18 protein-coding genes and 1 pseudogene are annotated in these 22,731 nt (G+C 68.2%); 6 read left to right on the top strand and 13 right to left on the bottom strand.

Annotated features, from left to right (window positions below):
• Positions 1 to 123: 123 nt before the first annotated feature.
• The 7 genes and pseudogenes from AC0VYB_RS14985 to AC0VYB_RS14955 form a co-directional block, all read right to left on the bottom strand.
• Positions 124 to 1,158 carry an IS30 family transposase gene (locus tag AC0VYB_RS14985; protein WP_009381402.1) on the bottom strand — a complete coding sequence of 345 codons (1,035 nt, stop codon included), beginning with the start codon at positions 1,156 to 1,158 and terminating at the stop codon, positions 124 to 126.
• A gap of 390 nt (positions 1,159 to 1,548) precedes the next feature.
• A pseudogene (locus AC0VYB_RS14980) lies at positions 1,549 to 1,893 on the bottom strand (MBL fold metallo-hydrolase); the annotation flags it as partial.
• Positions 1,863 to 2,192, bottom strand: a complete 330-nt coding sequence (locus tag AC0VYB_RS14975; RefSeq protein ID WP_063248827.1) for a hypothetical protein — start codon at positions 2,190 to 2,192, stop codon at positions 1,863 to 1,865. The pseudogene AC0VYB_RS14980 and the gene AC0VYB_RS14975, both read right to left, overlap by 31 nt.
• Positions 2,193 to 2,398: 206 nt before the next feature.
• Positions 2,399 to 3,070: an MBL fold metallo-hydrolase gene (locus tag AC0VYB_RS14970; RefSeq protein WP_063248828.1), complete on the bottom strand. Its 672-nt coding sequence runs from the start codon at positions 3,068 to 3,070 to the stop codon at positions 2,399 to 2,401.
• Positions 3,070 to 4,161, bottom strand: coding sequence for an S-(hydroxymethyl)mycothiol dehydrogenase (locus AC0VYB_RS14965; RefSeq protein ID WP_063248829.1), 1,092 nt, complete (start codon positions 4,159 to 4,161; stop codon positions 3,070 to 3,072). Before AC0VYB_RS14965 ends, AC0VYB_RS14970 begins: the two co-directional genes overlap by 1 nt.
• Positions 4,162 to 4,478: 317 nt before the next feature.
• Positions 4,479 to 4,589, bottom strand: coding sequence for a methionine/alanine import family NSS transporter small subunit (locus AC0VYB_RS14960; protein WP_009376483.1), 111 nt, complete (start codon positions 4,587 to 4,589; stop codon positions 4,479 to 4,481).
• Positions 4,589 to 6,175 carry a sodium-dependent transporter gene (locus tag AC0VYB_RS14955; protein ID WP_063248830.1) on the bottom strand — a complete coding sequence of 529 codons (1,587 nt, stop codon included), beginning with the start codon at positions 6,173 to 6,175 and terminating at the stop codon, positions 4,589 to 4,591. The genes AC0VYB_RS14960 and AC0VYB_RS14955 overlap by 1 nt, the downstream gene beginning before the upstream one ends.
• A 285-nt stretch (positions 6,176 to 6,460) precedes the next feature.
• Here AC0VYB_RS14955 and cysS point away from each other — a divergent pair, with 285 nt between their 5' ends.
• Both cysS and rlmB read left to right on the top strand, forming a co-directional pair.
• Positions 6,461 to 7,912: a cysteine--tRNA ligase gene (gene cysS / locus AC0VYB_RS14950; protein WP_101623542.1), complete on the top strand. Its 1,452-nt coding sequence runs from the start codon at positions 6,461 to 6,463 to the stop codon at positions 7,910 to 7,912.
• A 62-nt stretch (positions 7,913 to 7,974) separates the two neighbouring features.
• Positions 7,975 to 8,916: a 23S rRNA (guanosine(2251)-2'-O)-methyltransferase RlmB gene (gene rlmB / locus AC0VYB_RS14945; protein ID WP_009376476.1), complete on the top strand. Its 942-nt coding sequence runs from the start codon at positions 7,975 to 7,977 to the stop codon at positions 8,914 to 8,916.
• Positions 8,917 to 9,097: 181 nt separating this feature from the next.
• On the opposite strand, the gene AC0VYB_RS14940 is transcribed toward rlmB, so the two are convergent.
• From AC0VYB_RS14940 to AC0VYB_RS14925, 4 genes are all read right to left on the bottom strand, one after another.
• Complete coding sequence (locus tag AC0VYB_RS14940) at positions 9,098 to 10,588, bottom strand: amino acid permease (protein ID WP_063248832.1); 1,491 nt, start codon at positions 10,586 to 10,588, stop codon at positions 9,098 to 9,100.
• A 56-nt stretch (positions 10,589 to 10,644) separates the two neighbouring features.
• Complete coding sequence (locus tag AC0VYB_RS14935; protein ID WP_227007164.1) at positions 10,645 to 11,640, bottom strand: SDR family NAD(P)-dependent oxidoreductase; 996 nt, start codon at positions 11,638 to 11,640, stop codon at positions 10,645 to 10,647.
• A 301-nt stretch (positions 11,641 to 11,941) separates the two neighbouring features.
• Complete coding sequence (locus AC0VYB_RS14930) at positions 11,942 to 13,231, bottom strand: DUF4032 domain-containing protein (protein ID WP_009376470.1); 1,290 nt, start codon at positions 13,229 to 13,231, stop codon at positions 11,942 to 11,944.
• A gap of 3 nt (positions 13,232 to 13,234) precedes the next feature.
• Complete coding sequence (locus AC0VYB_RS14925; protein WP_223289914.1) at positions 13,235 to 13,942, bottom strand: ABC transporter ATP-binding protein; 708 nt, start codon at positions 13,940 to 13,942, stop codon at positions 13,235 to 13,237.
• A gap of 301 nt (positions 13,943 to 14,243) precedes the next feature.
• Here AC0VYB_RS14925 and AC0VYB_RS14920 point away from each other — a divergent pair, with 301 nt between their 5' ends.
• Positions 14,244 to 15,224: a LacI family DNA-binding transcriptional regulator gene (locus AC0VYB_RS14920; RefSeq protein WP_063248834.1), complete on the top strand. Its 981-nt coding sequence runs from the start codon at positions 14,244 to 14,246 to the stop codon at positions 15,222 to 15,224.
• Positions 15,224 to 16,273, top strand: coding sequence for a LacI family DNA-binding transcriptional regulator (locus AC0VYB_RS14915; protein WP_366231678.1), 1,050 nt, complete (start codon positions 15,224 to 15,226; stop codon positions 16,271 to 16,273). Before AC0VYB_RS14920 ends, AC0VYB_RS14915 begins: the two co-directional genes overlap by 1 nt.
• A gap of 243 nt (positions 16,274 to 16,516) precedes the next feature.
• Here the strand turns inward: AC0VYB_RS14915 and otsB are convergent, their stop codons facing one another.
• Complete coding sequence (gene otsB / locus AC0VYB_RS14910) at positions 16,517 to 17,425, bottom strand: trehalose-phosphatase (RefSeq protein WP_063248836.1); 909 nt, start codon at positions 17,423 to 17,425, stop codon at positions 16,517 to 16,519.
• A gap of 8 nt (positions 17,426 to 17,433) precedes the next feature.
• Entirely contained in the window at positions 17,434 to 19,128 is a 1,695-nt protein-coding gene (locus AC0VYB_RS14905; protein ID WP_063248837.1) for an alpha,alpha-trehalose-phosphate synthase (UDP-forming), read from the bottom strand.
• Positions 19,129 to 19,193: 65 nt separating this feature from the next.
• Between AC0VYB_RS14905 and AC0VYB_RS14900 the strand changes: the two genes are divergently transcribed.
• Both AC0VYB_RS14900 and AC0VYB_RS14895 read left to right on the top strand, forming a co-directional pair.
• Positions 19,194 to 21,347 (top strand): serine/threonine-protein kinase, encoded by a 2,154-nt coding sequence (locus AC0VYB_RS14900; RefSeq protein ID WP_063248838.1) that lies wholly within the window; start codon positions 19,194 to 19,196, stop codon positions 21,345 to 21,347.
• Between the two features lie 331 nt (positions 21,348 to 21,678).
• The gene (locus AC0VYB_RS14895; protein ID WP_063248839.1) at positions 21,679 to 22,539 is read left to right on the top strand and encodes a DsbA family protein; all 861 of its coding nucleotides are present in this window, start codon (positions 21,679 to 21,681) and stop codon (positions 22,537 to 22,539) included.
• Positions 22,540 to 22,731: the final 192 nt, after the last annotated feature.

Below are 22,731 nucleotides of genomic sequence, written 5' to 3'. Positions count from 1 at the left end.
ACTCGAGATGTCATCAAAGATCCATCTTGATGCAAATAAATAGATCTGTTCGAGTAGCTGGACGGTCGAGGACGGGCCTGCGGGAAAATTTGTGATTGCTATCAACGTTGATAGCGGGCGATGTCAAGGCGTCGAAGCAACATGGGGCTCGCCGGCGAGCAGTCGAGCGAATGCCTCGGTGGGCGTGAGATAGCCCAGTCGGCGGCGGGGTCGATTGTTGATCTCCTCGGCGATGGTGGTGAGGTAGGGCTGGTGATCGGGGATCACCGTGCCCTTGGGCAGATACTCCCGGTAGAGCCGGTTCGTGTTCTCGTTGCTGGGCCTCTGCCAGGGCGAGTGGGGATCGGCGAAGTAGACCGGCATCGCCGTGGCCAGGGAGACCTTCGCGTGCTGGGCCATCTCGCTGCCCTGGTCCCACGCCAACGATGCCTTCATCATCTCGGGCAGGTCGTTGAAAAACTCGATGACCGCGTCAGCGGTTGGCTCGGCGTGTTTCGAGGGCAGGGCCAGCAGCCCGGTGAACCCGCTCATCCGCTCCACCAGCGTCGCCGCGCACGAGGTGCCGTTCTTCCCGATGATCAGGTCACCCTCCCAGTGCCCCGGCACCCGACGCTGGGCGGCGTCCTCACCTCGCTCCGCGATCGGGACCATACCTACGATTGGGCCACCGCGCGTCCGCCCGGTCGTACGTGGTCGGCGCTTGGTCCGCTTGGACTGCAGGAAGATGCCCTTGCGGGCGAGCTCACCCTTCGGGATTGCGTAGATGTACTGGTAGATAGCCTCACCGGAGACGGTTCGGCCGCGTGCGTCAGGAGAGTTCGCCATGCGTTCAACGGTCGGGTCTGTCGCCTCCAGACGCAACCGGCCCGCTATCTCGTTCGGCGTCCAGGACGCGGCCAGGTCGGCGTCCACCCTCGCCTGCAGCACCGGATCCCCCGCGACCTTCCGCTGCTGCGGGCGAGCTCGCCGACGCTGCGCTCTGACGTCTGCGGTCACGGCCTGGTAGCCGCGGGTCTTCGTCGAGTTCCGGTGAAGCTCCCGCGAGATCACCGACGGGCAACGCCCCAGGTGACGGGCGATCCTCCGCACCGACCAGCCCGCTTTCGAGGCCGCCGAGATCTCCGACCTGTCGCTGAACGACAACCCCACCCGCGCCATCTGCACACTCCACCGATCAGACCCCCGCCGACCGGGAGTGTTGCTTCGACGCTATGACACCACCGCGGTACAAGGCAGCCAAATATGATCGTAATAAATAGTGCGGAGACTGCGCGGTCAAGGATAGAGCCTCTGAATAGTGAAACTCGTGTGTCTACAATACTGCGAGCTGAAGATACTCGACTCTCAGTTCGAAAAAGCTTGCACAAGAATTCCTCTGTTGGGCTCAAATCGAGGATGGCGTCTGGTCGCCGCAATTCACTCATCATTTGCAGATAATATCAAGCGAGATCGTGTAAAAGTGAGATTTCGTCATCAAGAATTTTTCGAGATGTACTCGGCGAATGGTGGGGGATTGACAATTTGGCAACGCTCCCACTTCTTCAATTGGTGCCCGCGCTTGATCCATTCCTCGAGCGACGGCTTCTCGGCCTCGATCGACGTCGAGTCGCCGTGGCCGGTGAGGACGACGGTGGGATCGGGCAGGGTGAAGAGTCGGTCCCTGATCGACTCGATGATCGTCTCGAAGCTCGAGTGCGAACGACCCGTGGCGCCGGGGCCGCCGTTGAAGAGCGTGTCCCCGGAGAAGAGCACGGGACCGACCGCATGGCCGGCACCAGCCGAGGCGGGGATGGGCAGCCCGGTCTCGATGAAGAAGCTCGTCGACCCGGGGGAGTGGACCGGGGTGTGCAGCGCCCGCAGGGTCACGCCGCCGACGGTCCACTCCCGTCCGTCACACCGACTTCGGCGGACGTCTTCTTCCACTGGGCTGCCTGTTCTTCCAACTCCGTGACATACCAGCCCATGCTCTGGGGATCAGCGGGCCTCACTCCGGAGAGGAGCTCGGCAGCCTCAGTACCAGTGACCGGTTGGTAGACGGCTTCATGATCGAAGTCGAAGTCGATCTCACGACCACCGTTGCGGTGCCACAGTCCGGTGTTGGCGGAGTACACGTAGCAGTAGCCTTCGGCGTCGCGGGCCATGAGCCCGTAGCCTGTGCTCTCGGGGCTTGCCTTGATCTTGTAGAGCTGCATCGTTGCCACCGCCTTTCGCTTTCATCGTCTCATCGGGGGCGCCGAGTGTGTGGGTTGCCAACACTTGTTTTCACGAAGTGCGCGTATCGGTGTCGGGTGTACAGGGGTGTGCGCCCATCGGTCGACGGCAAAGACGACGAAGCGCCGCGACGCCGGATCTCGGGCATCGCGGCGCTCGTCGGGCTGAGGCGCTCGATCGCTGCGTCTCAGTGCCCGCGCTTGATCCATTCCTCGAGCGACGGCTTCTCGGCCTCGATCGACGTCGAGTCGCCGTGGCCGGTGAGGACGACGGTGGGATCGGGCAGGGTGAAGAGTCGGTCCCTGATCGACTCGATGATCGTCTCGAAGCTCGAGTGCGAACGACCCGTGGCGCCGGGGCCGCCGTTGAAGAGCGTGTCCCCGGAGAAGAGCACGGGACCGACCGCATGGCCCGCGCCCGCCGAGGCGGGGATGGGCAGCCCGGTCTCGATGAAGAAGCTCGTCGACCCGGGGGAGTGGCCCGGGGTGTGCAGCGCCCGCAGGGTCACCCCTCCGACGGTCCACGTGTCACCGTCGGCGATCTGCCCCTCGGGACGGTAGTCCTCGTACGTCATGTCCCAGAGGACGTAGTCCTCGGGATTGAGGTAGACGGGCGGATTGCCAACCCGTTGCGCGAACTCGCGCACGACGCCGACGTGGTCGTCATGACCATGGGTGAGGAGAACGGCCTTGACCTCTCTCGATCCGACCGCCTCGGCGATGGCATCGACATCATGGGCGGGGTCGATGACGATGACCTCGGTGCCGTCCCCGACGATCCACACGTTGTTGTCGACGTCCCACGTCCCGCCGTCGAGGGAGAACGTTCCTGACGTGACGACATGCTCGATCGCAGCCATCAGAGCACCACCACCGATCGCAGGACCTTGCCTTCGCCCATCTTCTCAAACGCCTCCTCGACGTCGCCGATGCCGATGCGCTCGGTGACGAACTTCTCCAGCGGCAGGCGACCCTGCTCGTAGAGGTCGACGAGCATCGGGAAGTCGCGCTCGGGCAGACAGTCGCCGTACCACGACGACTTGAGCTTCCCACCGCGACCGAAGACGTCGAGCAGCGGCACGCTCAGCTCCATCTCCGGAGTCGGCACGCCGACGAGGACGACGGTGCCGGCGAGGTCGCGGCCGTAGAAGGCCTGCCGCCACGTCTCCGGGCGGCCGACCGCGTCGATGACGACGTCGGCGCCGAAGCCGTTCGTTCGCTCCTGGATCGCGGCGACGACCTCGTCCTCGCTCATGCCGCGGGTGTTGATCGTGTCGGTGGCGCCGAGGTCCTTCGCCCACTCGAGCTTCGCATCGTCGATGTCGAGGGCGATGATCGTCCCGGCCCCGGCCAGGCGCGACCCGGCGATGGCCGCACAGCCCACACCGCCGCAGCCGATGACGGCCACGGACTTCCCGCGCGTGACCTCACCGGTGTTGATGGCCGAGCCGATGCCGGCCATGATCCCGCAGCCGAGGAGTCCGACGACAGCCGGATCCGACTCGTCGACCTTCGTGCACTGTCCCGCGGCGACGAGCGTCTTCTCCGCGAACGATCCGATGCCGAGCGCCGGTGTGAGCTCGGTGCCGTCGGTGAGCGTCATCTTCTGCTCGGCGTTGTGCGTGTTGAAGCAGTACCACGGCTCGCCGCGCTTGCATGCCCGGCATTCGCCGCAGACCGCGCGCCAGTTGAGGATGACGAAATCGCCGACCTCGACGTTCGTCACGCCCTCGCCCACCTCGGCGACGACGCCGGCCGACTCGTGGCCGAGGAGGAACGGGAAGTCATCGGAGATCCCGCCCTCGCGGTAGTGGAAGTCCGTGTGGCAGACGCCGCAGGACTTGACGTCGACGACGACCTCGCCCGGTCCCGGGTCGGGGATGACGATGTCGGTGAGCTCGACCGGCGCACCCTTGCTCCGGGCGATGACGCCCTTGACGGTCTGTGGCATTGCGCCTCCTAGGGATGATCGGCGCAGGTCAGCTGGGTCGCTCCGCTGCGCCGACAGAGAGTTCGGACACGTCCACCCTAACCAGGCGACGAGTCCTCAGCCAGCGTGTCCGGCATCTGTCACGGATCGTCCCGCCGAGGCGGGGGCGCGGTTCCGGTATGTCCTCGCCGAGGCGGGGATGGGGTTCCTGGATGCCCTCGCCGAGGTTGGGGTGGGGTTCCGGACGCACCACCACCTCGGCGGGGTTGGCACCGGGAACAGCGAAGCGGGGCGCCTCCCGAAGGAGACGCCCCGCTCGACTCGTGTGACCGCGAGGGTCAGTCGACGTCCGTGTCCGGGTGCTTGCGCAGATGCACGATCGCAGCTGCCAGCCCGCCCCACACGGTGACCATGGCGATGATCATCATGACGATGGCTGAAGTGCCCATCAGTTCCCTCCTCGGATGGTGTCGTCGGCCGAGTGGCGTCCGGCGGGACGCTTGATCTCCTCGGCCACGGAATCGGCGATCGCCTCATCGGCTTCCTCGATCGTGCGCCTCGGCCACTTGATGAGCGAGAGCACGATCGCCGCGACGATGAGCAGTCCGATCATGCCCCAGCCGAAGACGCCGATGAGCAGCGCCGGGTACTCGCCGTAGCCTTCGGTCGCATAGGTGATGATCTGCGTGATGAGCATGTAGAGAAGCACCAGGGTGGTGACTCCGCCGAGGATGATCATCCAGAACCAGCCCACCTTGAAGCTCGAGATCGCGTTGAGGTGATCCCGGAGCGCGGGCAGCTTGCGCGCGAACCAGCCGACGACGATGAGGCCGACGACGGCCGCACCGACGATTCCGATGTTGTTGGCGAAGGCGTCCATCGTGTCGAGCACGTAGAGCGCGGTGACCGTCGACATGAGCAGGATCGAGATGATCGCCATGCCGCCGCCGACGAGGAGGATCGAGGCCTTGTTGCCGACCCCGAACTTCTCGCGAAGCGCCTGGATCGGCACTTGGACGATCGAGATGAGCGAGGTCAGGCCCGCGAAGACGAGGCACGCGAAGAACGCGAAGCCGAAGAGATTGCCTCCCGGCATCTCGGAGATGAGCGTCGGGAAGGCGACGAACGCCAGGCCGATGCCGCTGGTCGCGACATCGGAGACCGCTGCTCCCGACGCCGAGGCCATGAAGCCGAGAGCGGCGAAGACGCCGATGCCGGCGAGGATCTCGAAACCGGAGTTCGAGAAGGCGACGACGAGGCCCGAACCGGTGAGGTTCGTCTTCCGCTTGAGGTACGACGCGTAGGTGATCATGATGCCGAACGCGATCGAGAGCGAGAAGAAGATCTGACCGTAGGCCGCGATCCACACCTTCGGATCCGCCAGGGCCGCGAAGTCCGGGGTGAAGAGCGCATCGAGACCCGCGGCCGCACCGGGCAGGAACAGCGCGCGGATGACGAGGATGAGGAAGAGGATGATGAGCAGCGGGATGAAGATCTTCGAGAAGCGGGCGATGCCGGCCTGGACGCCGCCGAGGAGCACTCCGAGCGTGATCACCCAGACGATGATGACGAGGATGAGGATGCTCGGCACGAACTCCATGGAGACCCCGGGGTCGCCCATCTTGAGGAAGCTGCCGAAGAAGTAGGTCTCCGCATCGTCGCCCCACGCCTGGTTGAGCGAGAAGATCATGTAGGCGCCCGCCCAGCCGATGATCGCGGCGTAGTAGATGCCGATGACGATGGCGACACCGGTCTGGAACCAGCCGATCGGTTCGGCCACCTTCGTCGCCATGCGGAAGGAGAGCGGAGCGGATCCGCGCGCACGATGGCCCATCGCGTAGTCGAAGAAGAGCAGCGGGATGCCCGCCGTCAGCAGCGCGACGAGGTAGGGGATGATGAAGGCGCCGCCGCCGTTCTCATACGTGACATACGGGAAGCGCCAGATGTTGCCGAGGCCGACTGCCGAACCGATGGCTGCGAAGATGAACGCGCCGCGGGTGGCGAAGACCTCCCTCTGGGATGTGGTGGTTGACATGATGACCTTTCGTTTTCACGCCGCCTCATGGGCATCGGTGCCGCATGCACGCGGATGATTGCCCACCAGCTTACTGGGAGTTGCTTGAGAACAGTGCCCCACATCACGTGTCGTGGGTCACAATTCGGCACCGATCCGAACTCCGTCGTCGAGACAAGGACGATGTCTCTCGGACGCGGGGGTGACGACCCCGGTGACGACGGCGGGAGACGGCGGCACCACCTCGGCGGAATCCGGCGTCTGACCAGGATCACCTCGGCGGAGATGGCCGGTAGACTTGGGCGGGTGACTATCGCTCTGTACAACACCGCCACCCGCCGGACCTCCGAACTGCGGCCCGTCATCGACGGCCACGTGGGGATCTACGTCTGTGGGGCGACCGTGCAGGGCGAACCGCACATCGGGCACCTGCGTTCGGCGTCGGTCTTCGACGTGCTCCGCCGCTGGCTGCTCTACCGCGGCTACAGTGTCACGCTCATCCGCAACGTCACCGACATCGACGACAAGATCCTCTCGAAGTCCGTTGAGGAGGGCAGGCCGTGGTTCGCCCACGCCTTCCTCTATGAACGGGCCTTCACCGCCGCCTACGATGCACTCGACATCATGCCGCCGAGCTACGAGCCGCGCGCGACCGGCCACATCACGGAGATGCACGAGCTCATCGCGCGCCTCATCGACGCCGGCCACGCATACCCTGCGCTCGACGACAGCGGTGACGTCTACTTCTCGACGACCTCATGGCCGGACTACGGGGAGCTGACGAACCAGCGTCTCGAGGACATGGAGCCGGCCGAGGACTCGGACATGCGAGGGAAGAAGGATCCCCGGGACTTCGCGCTGTGGAAGGCCCACAAGCCCGGCGAACCCGAGACGGCCTCGTGGCCGTCCCCGTGGGGTCGCGGCCGACCCGGCTGGCACATCGAGTGCTCGGCGATGTCGACGAAATACTTGGGCCCCCACTTCGACATCCACGGCGGCGGACTCGACCTGCGCTTCCCGCATCACGAGAACGAACTCGCCCAGTCCCGTGCGGCCGGCGATGCGTTCACGAACGTGTGGATGCACTCCGGGCTGCTCAATGTGGGCGGCGACAAGATGTCGAAGTCACTAGGCAACTCGATCTTCGCCTCCGACCTCTTCGCCCAGTTCAGCCCCATCGCCGTCCGGTACTTCCTCACGAGCGCAAGCTACCGCTCCGTCCTCGAGTACTCACCCGAGGCGATGGAGCGCCAGACCGCCTCGCTCGAGCGGCTCTCGAACTTCCTCGACCGGGCCCGGCAGGCCCTCGGCGACGAGGCTCCCGCGCTGCCGAACGTCGAGGCCGCCTACGCCGACCGGAGCGTCGACGTGCCTGAGGATTTCGCGCTCGCCCTCGACGACGACCTCGGCGTGCCCCGTGCGCTCTCCGTCGTCTTCGCCCGGGTCACAGAAGGGGCAAAGCTCCTCGACTCCGGTGCGGACAAGCCGGGTCTGGCCCGGATCGTCGCCGAGGTGGAGCTCATGCTCGACATCCTCGGCGTCAACCCCAGCGCCGAGGTGTGGGGCGGTGCGAACGCGAACGCCCCGGCCGCGGCCGCCCTCGATTCCCTCGTGGCCGAACTCGCGCAGAAGAGGATCGAGGCGAAGGCCGAGAAGGACTTCGCGACCGCCGATGCGATCCGCGACGAACTCTCCGCTGCGGGCATCGCGATCGAGGACACCGCCGACGGCTACCGCTACCATCTCAAGAACAGCTGATCACGCTCGTCCCGGTCGGACCGGGACGGGCAGGACGGCACCGACGAACCAAGAGGACTGACATGGCATCGAACCCACGCTCCGGCGGGTCGAAGAAGAAGGGGCCGCCGAAGGGATCCGGCGGCAAGAACCGACGCGGACTCCAGGGCAAGGGCCCGACCCCCAAGGCCGAGGACCGGGTCTACCACAAGGCGCACAAGGCCGCGCAGGCCAAGCGGGCTGCGAACGCCTCGGCGCAGGCGAAGCGGAAGAAGAAGGAGCTCGGGCCGAACATGGTCGCCGGGCGCAACTCCGTGCTCGAGGCCCTGCGCGAGGACGTGCCGGCAACCGCGCTCTACGTCGCCAGCCGCATCGACTCCGACGACCGGGTCAAGGAGGCGATCTCGCTCGCTGCCGGGCGGGGCATCTCGATGCTCGAGGCCAGTCGCGCCGATCTCGACCGGCTCACCGATGATGCGATCCACCAGGGCATCGCTCTGCAGATCCCGCCGTACGAGTACGCCGACCCCCGCGACCTCCTCGAGTTCGCCGCCGAACGGGCCGAGACCCCGCTCATCGTCGCCCTCGACGGGGTGACTGACCCGCGTAACCTCGGCGCGATCGTCCGCTCCGTCGCGGCCTTCGGCGGTCACGGGGTCATCATCCCCGAACGTCGTGCCGCCTCGATGACGGCTGCCGCATGGAAGACCTCGGCCGGTGCCGCCTCGCGGATCAAGGTCGCCCAGGTCGTCAACCTCGCCCGCGCGATCGACGAGCTCAAGAAGCAGGGCGTCTTCGTCGTCGGACTCGACATGGACGGCGAGGTCGACCTGCCCGAGCTCACATTCAGCCGGGATCCGCTGTGCATCGTCGTCGGCTCCGAGGGCAAGGGGCTCTCCCGCCTCATCGCCGACAAGTGCGACCAGATCGTCTCGATCCCGATCGCCGCGACCACCGAGTCGCTCAACGCCGGCATCGCCGCCGCCGTCAGCCTCTACGAGGTCGCCCGCGCCCGCCGCGACTGAGCGGTCTCAGCCACCGTCCGGGCGCTGGACGCTCGCTCACAGCAACCCCGCCGTCGAGGGGCTGTGCTCCCAGCTGCCTTCCGGACGTTGGGCAACCCGTGTGCTGAGCAACCCGGCGCGGGGTTGCCCAGCGCCCGGAGGGTTGCTGGGATGGTGGCTCTGAGGAGGGGAGCCCGCGCGCTCAGGCGTCGAGGCTCTCCCGGTAGGCGGCGTCACTCATCGTGCCCACGCGTGAGTGGCGGCGGCTGTAGCCGAAGTAGATGAGGAACCCGACGAGCATCCAGATCCCGAAGACCGCCCAGGTGACCCCGCCGAGGTTGAGCATGAGGAATGCGCATGCGAGCGCCCCGAGGACGGGGATCGTGTACCCGAGCGGCGCCTTGAAGGAGCGTTCGAGTTCCGGCTTCGTCACCCGCAGGTAGATGACGGCGACGTTGACGAGGCAGAACGCGAAGAGCGTGCCGATGCTCGTCGCGTTCGCGAGCTCGCCGAGGGGGATGAGGGCCGCAGTGATCGCCACGAGCGTGCCGGTCACGAGCGTGCCGATGAGCGGCGTTCCCGTGCGCGGGGAGACGATGCCGAAGAAGCGCGGGACCATGCCGTCACGCGACATCGTCAGCAGGATGCGCGACTGGCCGTAGAGGACGGTGATGACGACGGAGAAGATCGCGAGCACCGAGGACGCTGCGAAGAGGAAGACCGCGAAGTTCGACTGCGTGATCTCATGGACGATCTGCACGAGCGGGGCTGTCGTCGTCTCGAGGCCGAACCACTCCCACTCCCGAGCGCCGATCGCAGTGACGGCGACGAGGACGTACATCGAGGTGACGATGACCATTGAGAGGATGATCGCCCGCGGCAGATCGCGCTTGGGGTTCTTCGCCTCCTCGCCGGCGGTCGAGGCGGCATCGAAGCCGATGTAGGAGAAGAAGACGATCGAGGCGGCCGCGGTGACTCCGGCGGCACCCATCGGCAGGAGCGGTTCGAAGTTGCCGGCCTTGAACGCGGTGAACGCGACGATCGAGAAGAAGACGAGGATGCCGATCTTGACGAAGACGATGATCGTGTTGACGACGCCGGACTCCTTCGCCCCGCGCATGAGGAGGATCGTCGCGAGAGCGACGACGATGAGAGCCGAGAGGTTGATGACCCCGCCCGGCTGCTCGGGACCCGATGCGAGCGCCGGCGGCAGTTCGACGCCGAAGATCCGCAGCGTCTCGTTGACGTAGTCCGCGGCACCGACGGCGACAGCGGCGACCGAGACCGCGTACTCGAGGACAAGGCACCAGCCGCAGACCCAGGCCACACCCTCACCGAGGGTCGCATACGTGTACGAGTAGCTCGACCCGGACACCGGCACCATGCCCGCCATCTCCGCATAGCTCACCGCCGAGAGCAGTGCCGTGATGCCGGCGAGGATGAACGCGATCCACACTCCGGGACCGGCGATCGGCACCGCCTCGCCGAGGATGACGAGGATGCCCGTTCCCAGGGTCGCACCGACGCTGATCATGGTGAGCTGGAAGACTCCGAACGTGCGCCGCAGTTCCTGCGAATTCGCGTCCTCGGTGTCCTTGATCATGCTGGTGATCGACTTGCGGCGTCCGAGCTGACGGACGATTCCTGGGCGCTGCCCCGACGGTGGTGCAGGCGTGCTCTGCGGAGAACTCATTGAGCCATTGTCACATGTGCCCGGGAGACCCCCGTCACGGAGGTCCCGGCACTGGCTCACACCCGCGGAGTGAACCGTCCGTCGTGGGCCATCCACCCGCCGTCGACGAGCTGCGACGTGCCCGTCACGTACGTCGAAGCGTCGGAGGCGAGGAAGAGCACCGGTCCGGCGATCTCGTGGAGCCGGCCCCACCGGCCGAGCGCGGTCTTGTCCGCGTACGCGTCCCACCACTGCTCGTCGGCCTTGATCTGCTGGGTGAGCGGGGTGTCGAAGGGGCCGGGGAGGATCGCGTTGACGCGCACTCCGTCTGGACCGAGTTCGCTCGCGAGCGTCTTCGTCAGCTGGACGACCCCGGCCTTGGCCGCGGCGTAGATGCCCTGTCCGGGTTCGACGGTGATCGCCCGGAACGAGGCGAAGGTGACGATCGATCCGCGTCCGCGCTCGGCCATCTCGGCGCCGAAGCCGCGCATCAGCCGGTACGTGCCCTTGAGGTTGATGTCGATGACGCGGTCGAACTCGTCGTCGGTCGTCGCGGTCAGGCGCTTGCGGACGTTGGCCCCGGGCGTGACGACGAGGATCTCCGCGTCGGGGTGGACGGCGACGAGGGCGGTGACGGAGTCCGAGTCGGTGATGTCGACGACCGCGGCCGTCGCCGGGCCCGGGCTCGAGACGACGTCCGAGTCCGGCCCCTGTCCCGAGCGCGACCCGGCCCCCGTTTCCGGTTCCGCATGCGACCCCGTCCCGCCCTGCGCGCGCTCGGTGATGATGCGCACGGTCTCCTCGGCACCGGCGGCATTGAGGTCCGCGGCGATGACGTGGGCACCGGCATCGGCGAGCCCGATCGCCGAGGCCTGCCCGAGCCCCGACCCGGCCCCGACGACGATGGCGGTGCGCCCCGTGAGGTCGAAGAGAGAGGGGATCGAGGGATTGCCCTCGTTCGTCGGCACCGCGGCGGCAGAGGGGGCCGATGGCGCGGTCGTCGCAGCGGATGCGGGAGGTGGGGGCGGCGCAGGGGCAGCCGTCGGAGTGGGCTCAGTCGGGTCCTGCGTCATCGGAGGTCCTTCCTCCCGGCTTACGCGGCCGGGCAGAACGGGGTGCGCGCTGCATCGTTGCAGATCCGAGCACCGGAAGTGGGGCGTTGAGCCCAAGCTATGCCCGCCGAGGCGGCCCCGGCCACCGATGTCCACGTCGTGGACGCTGCGACCCGGCTGTCACCCGCGCCGACCCTCGCCTCGGCGGGGGACGGACGCCGGTCCAGCCCAACCGCACAGGACTCCGGCGACCCGGCCGTCACCTCGGCGGGGGCTGGACGCCAGTCCACGCCAACCCGGCGGGACCGCTGCGACCCGGCCGTCACCTCGGCGGGGGTTGGACGTACCGGGATTCGTCGGGCAGCTTCGCGAGGTCGTCCATGATGAAGTAGGCGATCGCCTCGCGCAGGGGGATGTCGCGCTGCCGCGCCTGGGCCATGACCCGGCGGTGCTCGACGAACTCGTAGAAGATCTGCCCGGGTTCGAGCTTGTTCATCAGGCTCTCAGGGATCCCGCCGATGAGCGGCTTGTAGACCTCGTCGAGCCAGATCCTCGCTGCCTCCTCCTCGCTCAGTTCGACCGGCATCTCACCGGATCCGTGCGCGCCGCCGGTGAACCCGGGCGCCGTCCGGTAGGAGTCGAGGTCGTTGAGCATCGCGCGCGCCTGGTTCTCGTTCGCCCCGATTCCCGTCAGGCGCAGCAGACGCCTCGAATGGTGGTTGGGTTCGACGACCTTCGGCTCGACGAGGAGGCTGACCCCGTCGAGGTCGGTCGTGACCGTGAGCTCGCCGAGGTCGAAGCCGAGATCGTTGAGCCGGCGGATGCGCTCGTCGATGCGCCAGCGTTCGTTGACGGAGAACTCCTCGACCCGGGTGAGCTCGGCCCACAGCCCGTTGTAGGCCTCGAAGAGGCGGTCCCCGGCGGCGAGCGGGTCGACGTCGGGTTCGACGAGGCCGGCGGCCTGAAGGTCGAGGAAGTCCCCGGCGATGTTCGTCCGTGCGATCCGCAGGTCCATCTCTCGCTGCCCGTCCGACAGGGAGTCGTGGAGCTCCCCGGTCTCCGCGTCGACGACGTAGGCGGCATAGGCGTCGGCGTCACGGCGGAAGAGCGTGTTCGACAGGGACACGTCCCCCCAGTAGAAGCCGACGAGGTGGAGGCGGGCGAGCAGGACGGCGAGGGCGTCGACGAGGCGGCCGGCCGTGTCCTCGGCGAGCGCACGCGAGAAGAGCGCTCGGTAGGGCAGGGAGAAGTCGAGGTGCGTGGTCACGAGCGCTCCCGGCAGCTCCTGCCCGTCGGCGGTGCGCCGTCCCGTGATGTAGGCCCGGGGTTCGACGGAGGGGACGTCGAGGTTCTCGAGCACGCCGAGGATGTCGAACTCCCGCAGCGCCTGCCGGTCCTCGGTCTCCTTGATCGCGAGCAGCTCGTCGCCGTTCTCGATGAACCGCACGATGTGGCGGGAGATGCCGCGGGGGAGTCCGCCCATGAGGTCTGTCGGCCAGTCGGCGAGCGGAAGATCCCATGGCAGCTGCGCCAACATCGCCCGGTCGGCGGGGTCGACGGTGTGGATCGTGGGGCCCGAGGTCGTGGTCTCGGCCCCTGCGGAGCCGGGCACTGGTCAGCTGTCCGTGTCGGCGATCGAGGCGACGAGCGCCTCGGCGACCTCCGGCTCCTCGACTCCGATGAGCCGGCCGTGGTCGAGGAAGGCGATGCGGTCGGCGAGGATCTTCGCATCCTCGAGGTTCGACGTCGCATAGAGGGTGGTGAGCCCGAAGTCCTGCTGGAGGTCCTTGATGAGGCGGACGGTGTCGGCCTGGTGCTCGGGCACGAGGTTGACGACGGGTTCGTCCATGATGAGGACCTTGGGCTCGCGCACGATCGCCCGGGCCAGGGCGATCGTCTGTCGCTGCAGGGGAGAGAGGTCCCCGGGCACGGAGTCGAGGATCGAGCTCAGTCCGATCTTCTCGGCCACGGACTCGACTCGGGAAGCGATCTCCTCGGCGGGCAGACCGTCGATGCGCAGTGCGAAGCCGAGGTTGTCGCGCACGCTCATGTGCGGGTAGAGGGCGTAGGACTCGAGCGCGAGCGTGACATCGCGGTCGTTGACGGCGGCGTGGGTGACGTCGACGCCGTCGATGAGGATCGTCCCCGACCTCGGAGCCTCAAGTCCGTGGAGCATGCGCAGGATCGTCGACTTGCCCGATCCTGAGGGGCCGTAGAGGACGAGGAACTCGCCGTCGTCGATGAAGAGATTGAACGGATGGACCGAAGGGGACACCGTGTTCTCGTACGCGTGGCTGAGGCCATTCAACGACACTGTTGACATGTCAGCTCCTTCTCCGTCGGCCGTGAGCAGCAGGTCGTCGGTGACCTGCAGGGATGCTCAGTCCCCTTCATCCTATGCGGTCGCCGCCGCCCGGAGATAGGGACTTCGACACAGCGTAGAGTGATTCTCAGCACTGTGACAGCGCATGTGCACGGGCCTGAACGCGGGCTGAGTCGAACCTCGCCGAGGCGGCCGACGGGATCCGTCGACCGTGGCCGACCAGTGAGGCCGAACCGCAGAGCCGACCAGCAGAGCCGATCGACAAAGCCGACCAGCAGAGCCGATCAGTAGACTCGGGACCATGAGGGTCACGCTCGAGGAGGTCGCCGCACGCGCAGGTGTGTCCCTGGCGACCGTGTCCCGGGTGATCGGACGCCGCGGAGCCGTCGCCGAGACGACGCGGGCCGCCGTGCTCACCGCGATGGACGAACTCGGCTACACCCGCTCGACCCTGCTGCCCGAGTCTCCGCGCCGCCTCGTCGCCGTCGGAGCCCCCGGCAACCCCGAGTACTGGCAGACGCAGGTGTGCACCCGGGTCGCCACCGCCCTCCAGGACCAGGGGCTGCTCATCACCCGCCCGCCCGTCGAGACCGACTCCGCGCCGCTCGACATCGCGATCGCCGCGGGTGCCGTCGCCCTCGTCACCCCTACTCTGACCTCCCTGCACACCTCCATCCCGTGCATCCGCGTCGACGAGCAGTCGGCGAGCCTGGCCGAGGGCGGGACCGGCGACATCATCGCCGCCCGCCTCGACCTCGGCGGGGGGATGACGACGGCGTTCGAGCATCTGCGCGCGATCGGACACCGTCGCATCGGTCTCATCTGCAACGACACCGGGGAGCTCGCGACCCAGCTGATCCAGCGCTTCCTCGCCGAGCATCCCGCACGGTCCTACGGACTGCCGCTTGAGGACTGGATCGCCCCGGTCCCGAAGTCCTTCTCGGGCGGCTCCCGGGCGATCCTCGAACTCAAGGACGCCACGTGCACGGCAGTCATCGTCCAGTCCGCGCTCCAGCTCCACGGGGCGCTGCACGGACTGCGGAACCGTCGCCTCCAGGTGCCGCGGGACATGTCGCTCGTCGGCTTCGGGGACTCGCCGACGATGCGCTTCACCGGGCCGCCGGCGACCGTGCTCGGCATCGACGTCGACGGTCTCTCCCAGGCGCTCATCGAGGCCACGCTGAGCACCCTGCGGATCACCCCCGGGGGTCCCGCCACGGTCCCGCCGGTCTTCCGCCCGCGCCTCTTCGCGAGGGGCTCGACCGCAGCGGCGAGGCAGTGATGGGCGCCTCCTCGAAGCAGGTGCGCCTGGCCGAGATCGCCGACCTCGCCGGGGTCTCGACGGCCACGGTCTCCCGTGCGCTGCGGGACCCGGGAGCGGTCTCGGCCGCCTCGGCGGAGAAGGTGCGCCAAGCGCTCTCCGTCCTCGGCATCGAGACCCCGGCGGTGAACCCGTCCGGCATCCCCCTCATCGCCCTCGTCCGCCCGTCCGCCCCCGCCGGCAACGTCGACCCGTACACGAACCTCTTCGAGATCCTCACCAACCGGATGTTCGCCCAGGGCATCGCCGTCGTCCACGTCGAAGCCGAACTCGAGCGCACCGAGGCGATCGCCGATTCCCTGCTCGGCCCGGTCGCCGAGCACGGAGGCGAATCCTCGGGTCCGCGGATCGCCGGAGCGATCGTCCTCGGCGGGGGAGCGGCCGGGGCGCTCGCGGCCAGACTCTCCGAGCGCGGGCTGCCGCTCATCCGCGTCTCGAACGCCCGCCACGACGACGGGATCTCCCGCATCGTCCTCGACGCCTCCGACGGCATCGCCACCGCCGTCCAGCACCTCGTCCACCTCGGTCATCGCCGCATCGGGCTCGCCGTGCTCCGCGACACTGCGGCCGCGACCCGCATCGCCGGGTTCCGTCGGTCGATGGCGAGCGTCCTCCACATCCCCGCGACCCGGGATCAGGCGCCCGTCGTCGAGGCCGCGGGCGGTCCGATGGCCGGGGTCGCCGCCGCCGAGGAGCTCCTCAGCCTCGGGTGCACCGCCCTCATCGCGTGTGCGCCCTCGCTCTCCTTCGGCATCCTCGAGGCCGCCGCGCGCGCCCGTCTCGACGTCCCCCGGGACCTCTCGCTGCTCACGGTCGGCGACATGCCCGATGCCGACGTCATCGCCCCGCCGCTGTCGCAGGTCAGCTACGACTGGGAGACGATCGCGGCCTCGGCCCTCGACGAGGTGGAGGCGATGATCGCCGCCCCGACGCGAGCGAGACGGGTCGACTACTCGGTCACTCCCGACCTCGTCCTCCGCGCCAGCGCCGTGCCCCCGCAGCGAAGGTAGGACGCGGGGCCTGGACCTCGATGCCCTGCAGAGTTGCCCGCACATGATGTCGTCGTTCGTGCCCGATGTCGTCGCCCGTGCGCCTGCGATTTGCTGGTCACTGCGCCGAGGCTGGCGGGCCGGATCGGGCTGATCGACCTCGGCGGATCGACCAGCAAATACTCGCAGCCTCGGCGGAGTGACCAGCAAATCCTGCAGGCCTCGGCGGAGTGACCAGCGAATCCTACCCAGGCGGCGTCCGCGTCAGGAGGCAGTGAACTCCGCGCGCTCGTCGGCGAGGCGGGTGAGGAGCGTCGCGACGGCGTCGGGGTCGGCGATGCGCAGCTCGGCCTGCGTCGGTGCCGATCCGACCTTGATGCCGACCCCGGTGACCTCGGGCCGCATCTCCGCGAGTTCGGCGAAGGCGTCCTCGTCGGTGATGTCGTCGCCGAGGTAGAGGGCCGCTGTCGGGTGCACCTCGGCGACCAGCGCCCGGATGCCGGTGCCCTTCGTCGCCTGGCTCACGGCGAGTTCGGTGATGTCGTGTCCCTCGATGACGCGGATGCCGCCGTGCTCGGCCTGGACCGAGACGACGTGCTCGCGCAGGGACGCGGCGAGCCCGGGTGCCATTCCGCGCGTGTGCACGGTGCGCGAATAGGGTTTGTGTTCGATCCGCAGGTCGAAGCCCTCGCGGTCGCTCAACGTCGTCAGCTCGGCGAGGTGGTCATCGATCGCCGCGAGCAGCTCCTCCTCGTCGTTCGTCACGGCGTTCGCCTCGGTCGGGTCCGGCGCCGAGGCGGTCGCTGCGGACTCCGTCCCCGAGGCGTCCTGCCCCGGGCCGAGGTCGATCTCCGCCCCGTGGGAGCCGACGATCATCGCCGAGGCCGGAGGATCGGCGAGCTCGCGCAGGGTCGCAACGTCCCGGCCGGAGACGAGCGCGAGCTGCGTGTTCGGCAGGGACGCGATCCTCGCGATCGCCTCCGCCGAGGCGGGCAGGACCCGACTGAGGGAGGGGTCGTCCTGCAAGGGGGCGAGCACGCCGTCGAAGTCGAGGGCGACGAGGAGGTCGTCCGCCTCGGCGAGGGGGCGCAGATCCACGTCAGCGGGGTCGCTGAGCGGAGGAGTGAGGGAATCGGAAACGGCAGGCGGCATCGAGGTCGAGTCCGAGGTCACGGCGGCTCCTAGGTCGCTGAACGGGTGTCGGGTGTGGACTGCGCGCCGTCGGTCGACGCAGGCGTGGAGGACGAGGGTGCGGCCGCGGGTGTCGCAGACGGCACCGGGGCGACCGGCGAGCGCTCGGGCACCGGAGCCGATTCGGGCGCTGGAGCCGTCTCCTGGGCTGGAGTCGACGGTGCCTGTTCGGGGGCGGCCGGCTGGGCAGCGGGACGACCCTGCGGGGCGGGACGGTCGGGGACGACGGCCTCGGGGGTGTCGCGGATCGCATCGAGCTCGGCGAGGAACTTCTTCGACCACGCGCTCACGGTGTCGGTCCTCACCTTCTTCCGCATCTGCCGCATCCGCCGGCTGCGCGTCTTCGGGTCCATGTTCACGGCCTCGAGGATGCCGGCCTTGAGGTTGCCGATGTCGTGCGGGTTGACGAGCACCGCCCCGGCCAGCTGCTCGGCGGCGCCGGCGAACTCCGAGAGGACGAGCGCACCGTCGTCGTGGAGGCGGCAGGCGACGTACTCCTTGGCGACGAGGTTCATTCCGTCGCGCAGGGCGGTGACGAGCATGACGTCGGCGGCGATGAAGAACGCCGTCATCTCATCGCGCGGATAGGAGTGGTGGAGGTAGTGGACGGCGATCGAGCCGATGTCGGCCTGCTCGCCGTTGATCCGCCCGACCGCGAGCTCGACGTCGTGGCGGATGAGCTTGTACTGCTCGAGCCGCTCCCTGGACGGGGTGGCGATCTGGATGAGGACGATGTCCTCGACGTCGAGTCTGCCTTCGGCGAGCAGCTCGCCGAAAGCCTTGAGCCGGTGCCGGATGCCCTTCGTGTAGTCCATCCGGTCGACGCCGAGCATGATCACCTTCGGGTTGCCGACCTCCTCGCGGATCTGTGCGGCCCGTTCGATGATCTTCGGGTCGGCGGCGAGCTCTTCGAGGTAGGGGGTGTCGATGGAGATGGGGAACGCCTCGGCGCGCACGAGGTGACCGGGAAGGTCGCCGTCGGCGGGGACGGTGACCGTCGAGCCCTTCGTCGTGAAGCCGAGCCGACCGCGCACGGCCCGACGGAAGTTCGCGGCGTCCGCGGGGCGCTGGAAGCCGATGAGGTCGGCGCCGAGGAGGCCGCGGAGGATCTCGTCGCGCCACGGCAGCTGCGCGAAGAGTTCGAACGGCGGGAAGGGGATGTGGTTGAAGAAGCCGATCCGCAGATCCGGGCGCATCCGGCGGACGAGCTGCGGGACGAGCTGGAGCTGGTAGTCGTGGACCCACACGGTCGCGGACTCGGCGGCCACCTCGGCGACCTTCTGCGCGAAGCGCTCATTCACCCGTACATACGCGTCCCACCACGTCCGGTGGTACTCGGGCGGGGCGATGACGTCGTGGTAGAGCGGCCACAGGGTGGCGTTGGAGAACCCTTCGTAGTACCTGAGGACATCCTCATTTGTCAGGGTCACCGGGATGAGATGCATCCCATCGATGGTGAAGGGGTCGAAGTCGACGTCGGCGACACCCGTCCAGCCGATCCACGCCCCCTCCTGCGCTTTCATGACCGGGGCGACTGCGGTGACCAAACCCCCAGGTGAGGTACGCCATTCGCGATCGGGATCGGATGCGTCGCGATCGACGGGGAGTCGGTTCGCGACGACGACGAAATCACTCTCGCCGAACGGTTCCGCAGTCTCGGATCCAGCGGCGTCGACGGTGCTCATCTGCGCCTCCTCAAGTCTCGTTGCTTGGAACGAACTCTACTCGCTCGACTACCCTTGTGACCGTGATGGTTCAGGATCTGGGAGGCTACCGCCTCATCGAGGAGCTCGGCTCGGGCGGCATGGGTGTCGTCTACCTCGGTGTCGACGGCGGCAACAATCCTGTCGCCGTCAAGGTCCTCCACCCGCACATCGCCAGCGACGAGACCGCGCGCAAGCGTCTGGCCAGGGAGGTGAGGACGCTGCGGCGGATCCGCCATCCCCGCATCGCCGAGGTGCTCGACGCCGAGCTCGACTCCGCGCAGCCCTTCATCATCACCGAGTTCGTCGACGGTCAGACGCTCTCCGACGACGTCCGGGACAACGGTCCCTTCGCCGAGGACGAGCTCGTCCATTTCGGTCATGCCCTCCTCGACGCTCTCGGTGCCGTCCATGACTCCGGTGTCATCCACCGCGACCTTAAACCGGCGAACGTCATGATCATGGACGGGGAGCCGATGGTCATCGACTTCGGCATCGCCCAGGTCGCCGACGAGGTGCGGGTGACCGCGACGGGGCTGGTCATGGGCACGCCCGGCTACCTCTCCCCGGAGATCGCCGACGGCAAGTCGTCGTCGGAGAAGACCGACTGGTGGGGCTGGGCTGCGACGATGGCGTTCGCGGCGACCGGCCGCAACCCCTACGGCGCGGGACCGCTCGAAGCGGTGCTCGGCCGAGTGGCGCTCGGCAAGTTCGACCTCGCTGATACCCCACGCAACTTCGTCCCCCTGCTCAAGGCCTGCCTCGACCCGAAGCCGGAGAGGCGCCCGAGCGGGCAGATGATCCTCGATGCGCTCGTCGACATCGAATCGGGGCGCATGCCGCAGCTCGGCTCCGGATCGGGCCCCGGGGTCCAGCGCACCGCCGTCATGCCGGCCGTCGACGAATCGCGGTCCGGGGCGCCCGGCGGCGGAGACTCGGCCGATGGCCGGGGAGTGCTGCGCGGGGGATACCCGGGACAGGATCCGCACGGGGGCGCCGTGGTCGGGGGAGCTGCCATGGGCGGGGCTGCCGTCGGCGGTGCGATGGCTGCGGGGATGTCCGGCGGCGGGAATGCCGCTGCGGGTCAGGCCGCTGCTGGCCATGCCGCTGCGGGTCCGCGAGGCGGTCAGGACATGATGCCGGGCCGCGGGTACGCTCCGGCGCAGTCTCCCGGGACGACGAACTTCGCAGGTCAGCCGGGTTCCTCGGCGCCGGGACAGCAGCATCCGGGGCAGCGTCCGTTCCCGGGGGAGTCGTCCCAGGGCCAGCGCTTCGCCCAGGGCCCGTCCGCCGGGCAGGCGCCGATGCGCCCGACCTCCCTCCATCCGGGGGCCGGCCAGTCGGGCTTCGACCCCCGCGGCGGGACGATGCGCCAGGCCACGGCGGGTCCCGTGCGCAATCCCAACGGCGCCATCCAGGCCGCGCCGGGCTCGGCGCTCGCCGGTGCCGACCTCGGCAGCCGCGGCTACGGGCCAGGCGATGTCACGGCAGGCGGGTGGTCGGGCCAGGGCGGACATGCCGGTCGTGGTCCCGTCGGCATCGGCCCCGTCGGGCATGAGGGCGGCGGTCCAGGAATCCAGCCCGGCGAGCAGTGGGCGCCGCTGACCTACCGCTCCATCCGCACGGGCGGATGGGTCGTCTTCGCCCTCGTCGTCTTCGCGGCGGTGATCATGCCGCTCAGTCCGCTCGTCATCACCGCGTTCTCCTTCGCCTGGTCGGTGCTCGCGCGCACGGCCACCCGTCTCGACCGCAAGGTCCAGCGCTACCGCTATGAGCGTGGCGAGGACGGCGGCGGAACGCTGCGGTCGGTCGCCTCGGCGCCGGGAGCGCTGCTGGCATCCGTGCTCACCTCGGTGGCGACGTTCCTCCTTCCCGCGATCGCGGGGGTAGCGATGCTCGTGCTCACCAGGCTCGACGTCGCAGGCATCGTCCCCGGCGAGCTCTCCGAGCAGTGGTCGGTATGGGCGGCAGCGGCTGCCGGCGGCCTCGTCCTCTGGGTCGGTCCGGGGGCTGCGAGCCTGCGCTACGGTTCGCGGCTCATCGTCTCCGGGGCGACCCGCAATGGCCTGGGCAGGCTCATCGCCCTCGGCGTCATCGCCGTACTCATTGTGCTCGCGATCATGGTCATCACCTCCGGTGCCGCGATGAACTGGTGGCCTCTGCCCGAAAGCCCGTTTGCGTGGCTGCCGGGACCTGTCTGAGAGTCTCCCCGGCGTTTGCGGGACGGAGGGCATGGGCCGTACGGAACGAGGGGTGGCCTCGGCGGGGATGATCGCACCGGAGGACCCGGCCGTGGAAGGCGGTTGAGCACTGCGCACGGGAGGGGGTCGAGCCCCGCGCAGGGGAAGGGGTCGAGCCCCCGCGCATGGGCGACGATTGCGATGATTGAACCTTGAATTTCACTGGGAGTCGCGTGACAGGCGATTTCGGTACAGTGGGAGCGTCGGGGCGGAGCACCGCCCGACGGGTCTGATGTCGGTTCGCGCCGACCGGGACCGACCCCCAGTCGGACGATCGACAACGTGAGGAACCATGGCGAAAGACAACTCCGCGGCGGAGAAGCGGAATCGGGCACGCGAGAATGCCCGTCAGATCGCAGCAGCTCAGGCGAAGAAGGAGAAGACCGCCAAGATCATCCTCTACTCGGGGATCGGCGTGGTCGTCGTCGCGGTGGCCGTCATCGTCACCCTCCTCGTCGTCCAGTCGGCCAGGCCCGCGAACCCGCCGGCGAACTACGTCGCCGGGGGCGTCAGCCTCGCCAAGGGCGGAACCGTGGTCCAGCCGATGAACATGCCCGAGGGCGAGGAGTCGTCGCTGCCGACGCCGGCCGAGGCCGGTGTCAAGGAGAATGCCGCCACCGTCACCGTCTTCATCGACTTCCAGTGCCCCGCGTGCCGGGCGTTCGAGGAGACCAACGCGTCGACGCTGAATAAGCTCGTCGAAGAGGGCACGATCGTCCTCGAATACAAGCCGATTGCCATCCTTGACCGCTTCTCCAACGGCAACGAGTACTCGACGCGCGCCGCCAACCTCGCCGCATGCGTCGTCGACTCCCAGCCGGAGAAGGCCGGAGCGCTCTTCGAGGCGCTCTTCGCTCAGCAGCCCGAGGAGGGCACCAGCGGACGCACCGACGAGGAGCTGCTCAAGGTCGCCTCGGACGCCGGCGTCGACACGTCGAAGGCGCTCAACTCCGATCCGGAGCAGACCGTCGAGAGCTGCGTGACCGACCAGTCCTTCAAGAAGTACGTCACGAACTCCACCCAGGAGGCTCTCGATTCGGGTGTCGACGCCACCCCGTGGGTCCTCATCAACGGCAAGCAGACCGAGCAGACCGGTGACCCGCAGTCGCTGGCCATCGAGATCCTCAAGGCCACCGGCGAGGTTCAGAACTGAGGTTCTGAGCCCTCCCACCGTTTGCGGTCGAAAAACCGAGGGAAATTGGCCGATCTGGCTGATTCCCCTCGGTTTTTCGACCGCAACGGGCGATTTGGTGGTCACTGGGGCGTGGTCGGCGGGTGAATCCCGGCCCGGTCGCCTCGGCGGAGTGACCAGTCAATCCTCCGGACCTCGGGGCAGTGACCGGAG

The organism is Brevibacterium sp. Z349TD_9 (assembly GCF_056173565.1).
Note: the sequence above shows the minus strand (reverse complement) of the source record. Positions and strands in the feature narration are given on the sequence as shown.

Coding starts and splice junctions, on each gene's coding strand:
- AC0VYB_RS14985 (WP_009381402.1), bottom strand. CDS start 1,158: ATGGCGCGGGTGGGGTTGTCGTTCAGCGACAGGTCGGAGATCTCGGCG.
- AC0VYB_RS14975 (WP_063248827.1), bottom strand. CDS start 2,192: ATGCAGCTCTACAAGATCAAGGCAAGCCCCGAGAGCACAGGCTACGGG.
- AC0VYB_RS14970 (WP_063248828.1), bottom strand. CDS start 3,070: ATGGCTGCGATCGAGCATGTCGTCACGTCAGGAACGTTCTCCCTCGAC.
- AC0VYB_RS14965 (WP_063248829.1), bottom strand. CDS start 4,161: ATGCCACAGACCGTCAAGGGCGTCATCGCCCGGAGCAAGGGTGCGCCG.
- AC0VYB_RS14960 (WP_009376483.1), bottom strand. CDS start 4,589: ATGGGCACTTCAGCCATCGTCATGATGATCATCGCCATGGTCACCGTG.
- AC0VYB_RS14955 (WP_063248830.1), bottom strand. CDS start 6,175: ATGTCAACCACCACATCCCAGAGGGAGGTCTTCGCCACCCGCGGCGCG.
- rlmB (WP_009376476.1), top strand. CDS start 7,975: ATGGCATCGAACCCACGCTCCGGCGGGTCGAAGAAGAAGGGGCCGCCG.
- AC0VYB_RS14940 (WP_063248832.1), bottom strand. CDS start 10,588: ATGAGTTCTCCGCAGAGCACGCCTGCACCACCGTCGGGGCAGCGCCCA.
- AC0VYB_RS14935 (WP_227007164.1), bottom strand. CDS start 11,640: ATGACGCAGGACCCGACTGAGCCCACTCCGACGGCTGCCCCTGCGCCG.
- AC0VYB_RS14925 (WP_223289914.1), bottom strand. CDS start 13,942: ATGTCAACAGTGTCGTTGAATGGCCTCAGCCACGCGTACGAGAACACG.
- AC0VYB_RS14920 (WP_063248834.1), top strand. CDS start 14,244: ATGAGGGTCACGCTCGAGGAGGTCGCCGCACGCGCAGGTGTGTCCCTG.
- AC0VYB_RS14915 (WP_366231678.1), top strand. CDS start 15,224: ATGGGCGCCTCCTCGAAGCAGGTGCGCCTGGCCGAGATCGCCGACCTC.
- AC0VYB_RS14905 (WP_063248837.1), bottom strand. CDS start 19,128: ATGAGCACCGTCGACGCCGCTGGATCCGAGACTGCGGAACCGTTCGGC.
- AC0VYB_RS14900 (WP_063248838.1), top strand. CDS start 19,194: ATGGTTCAGGATCTGGGAGGCTACCGCCTCATCGAGGAGCTCGGCTCG.
- AC0VYB_RS14895 (WP_063248839.1), top strand. CDS start 21,679: ATGGCGAAAGACAACTCCGCGGCGGAGAAGCGGAATCGGGCACGCGAG.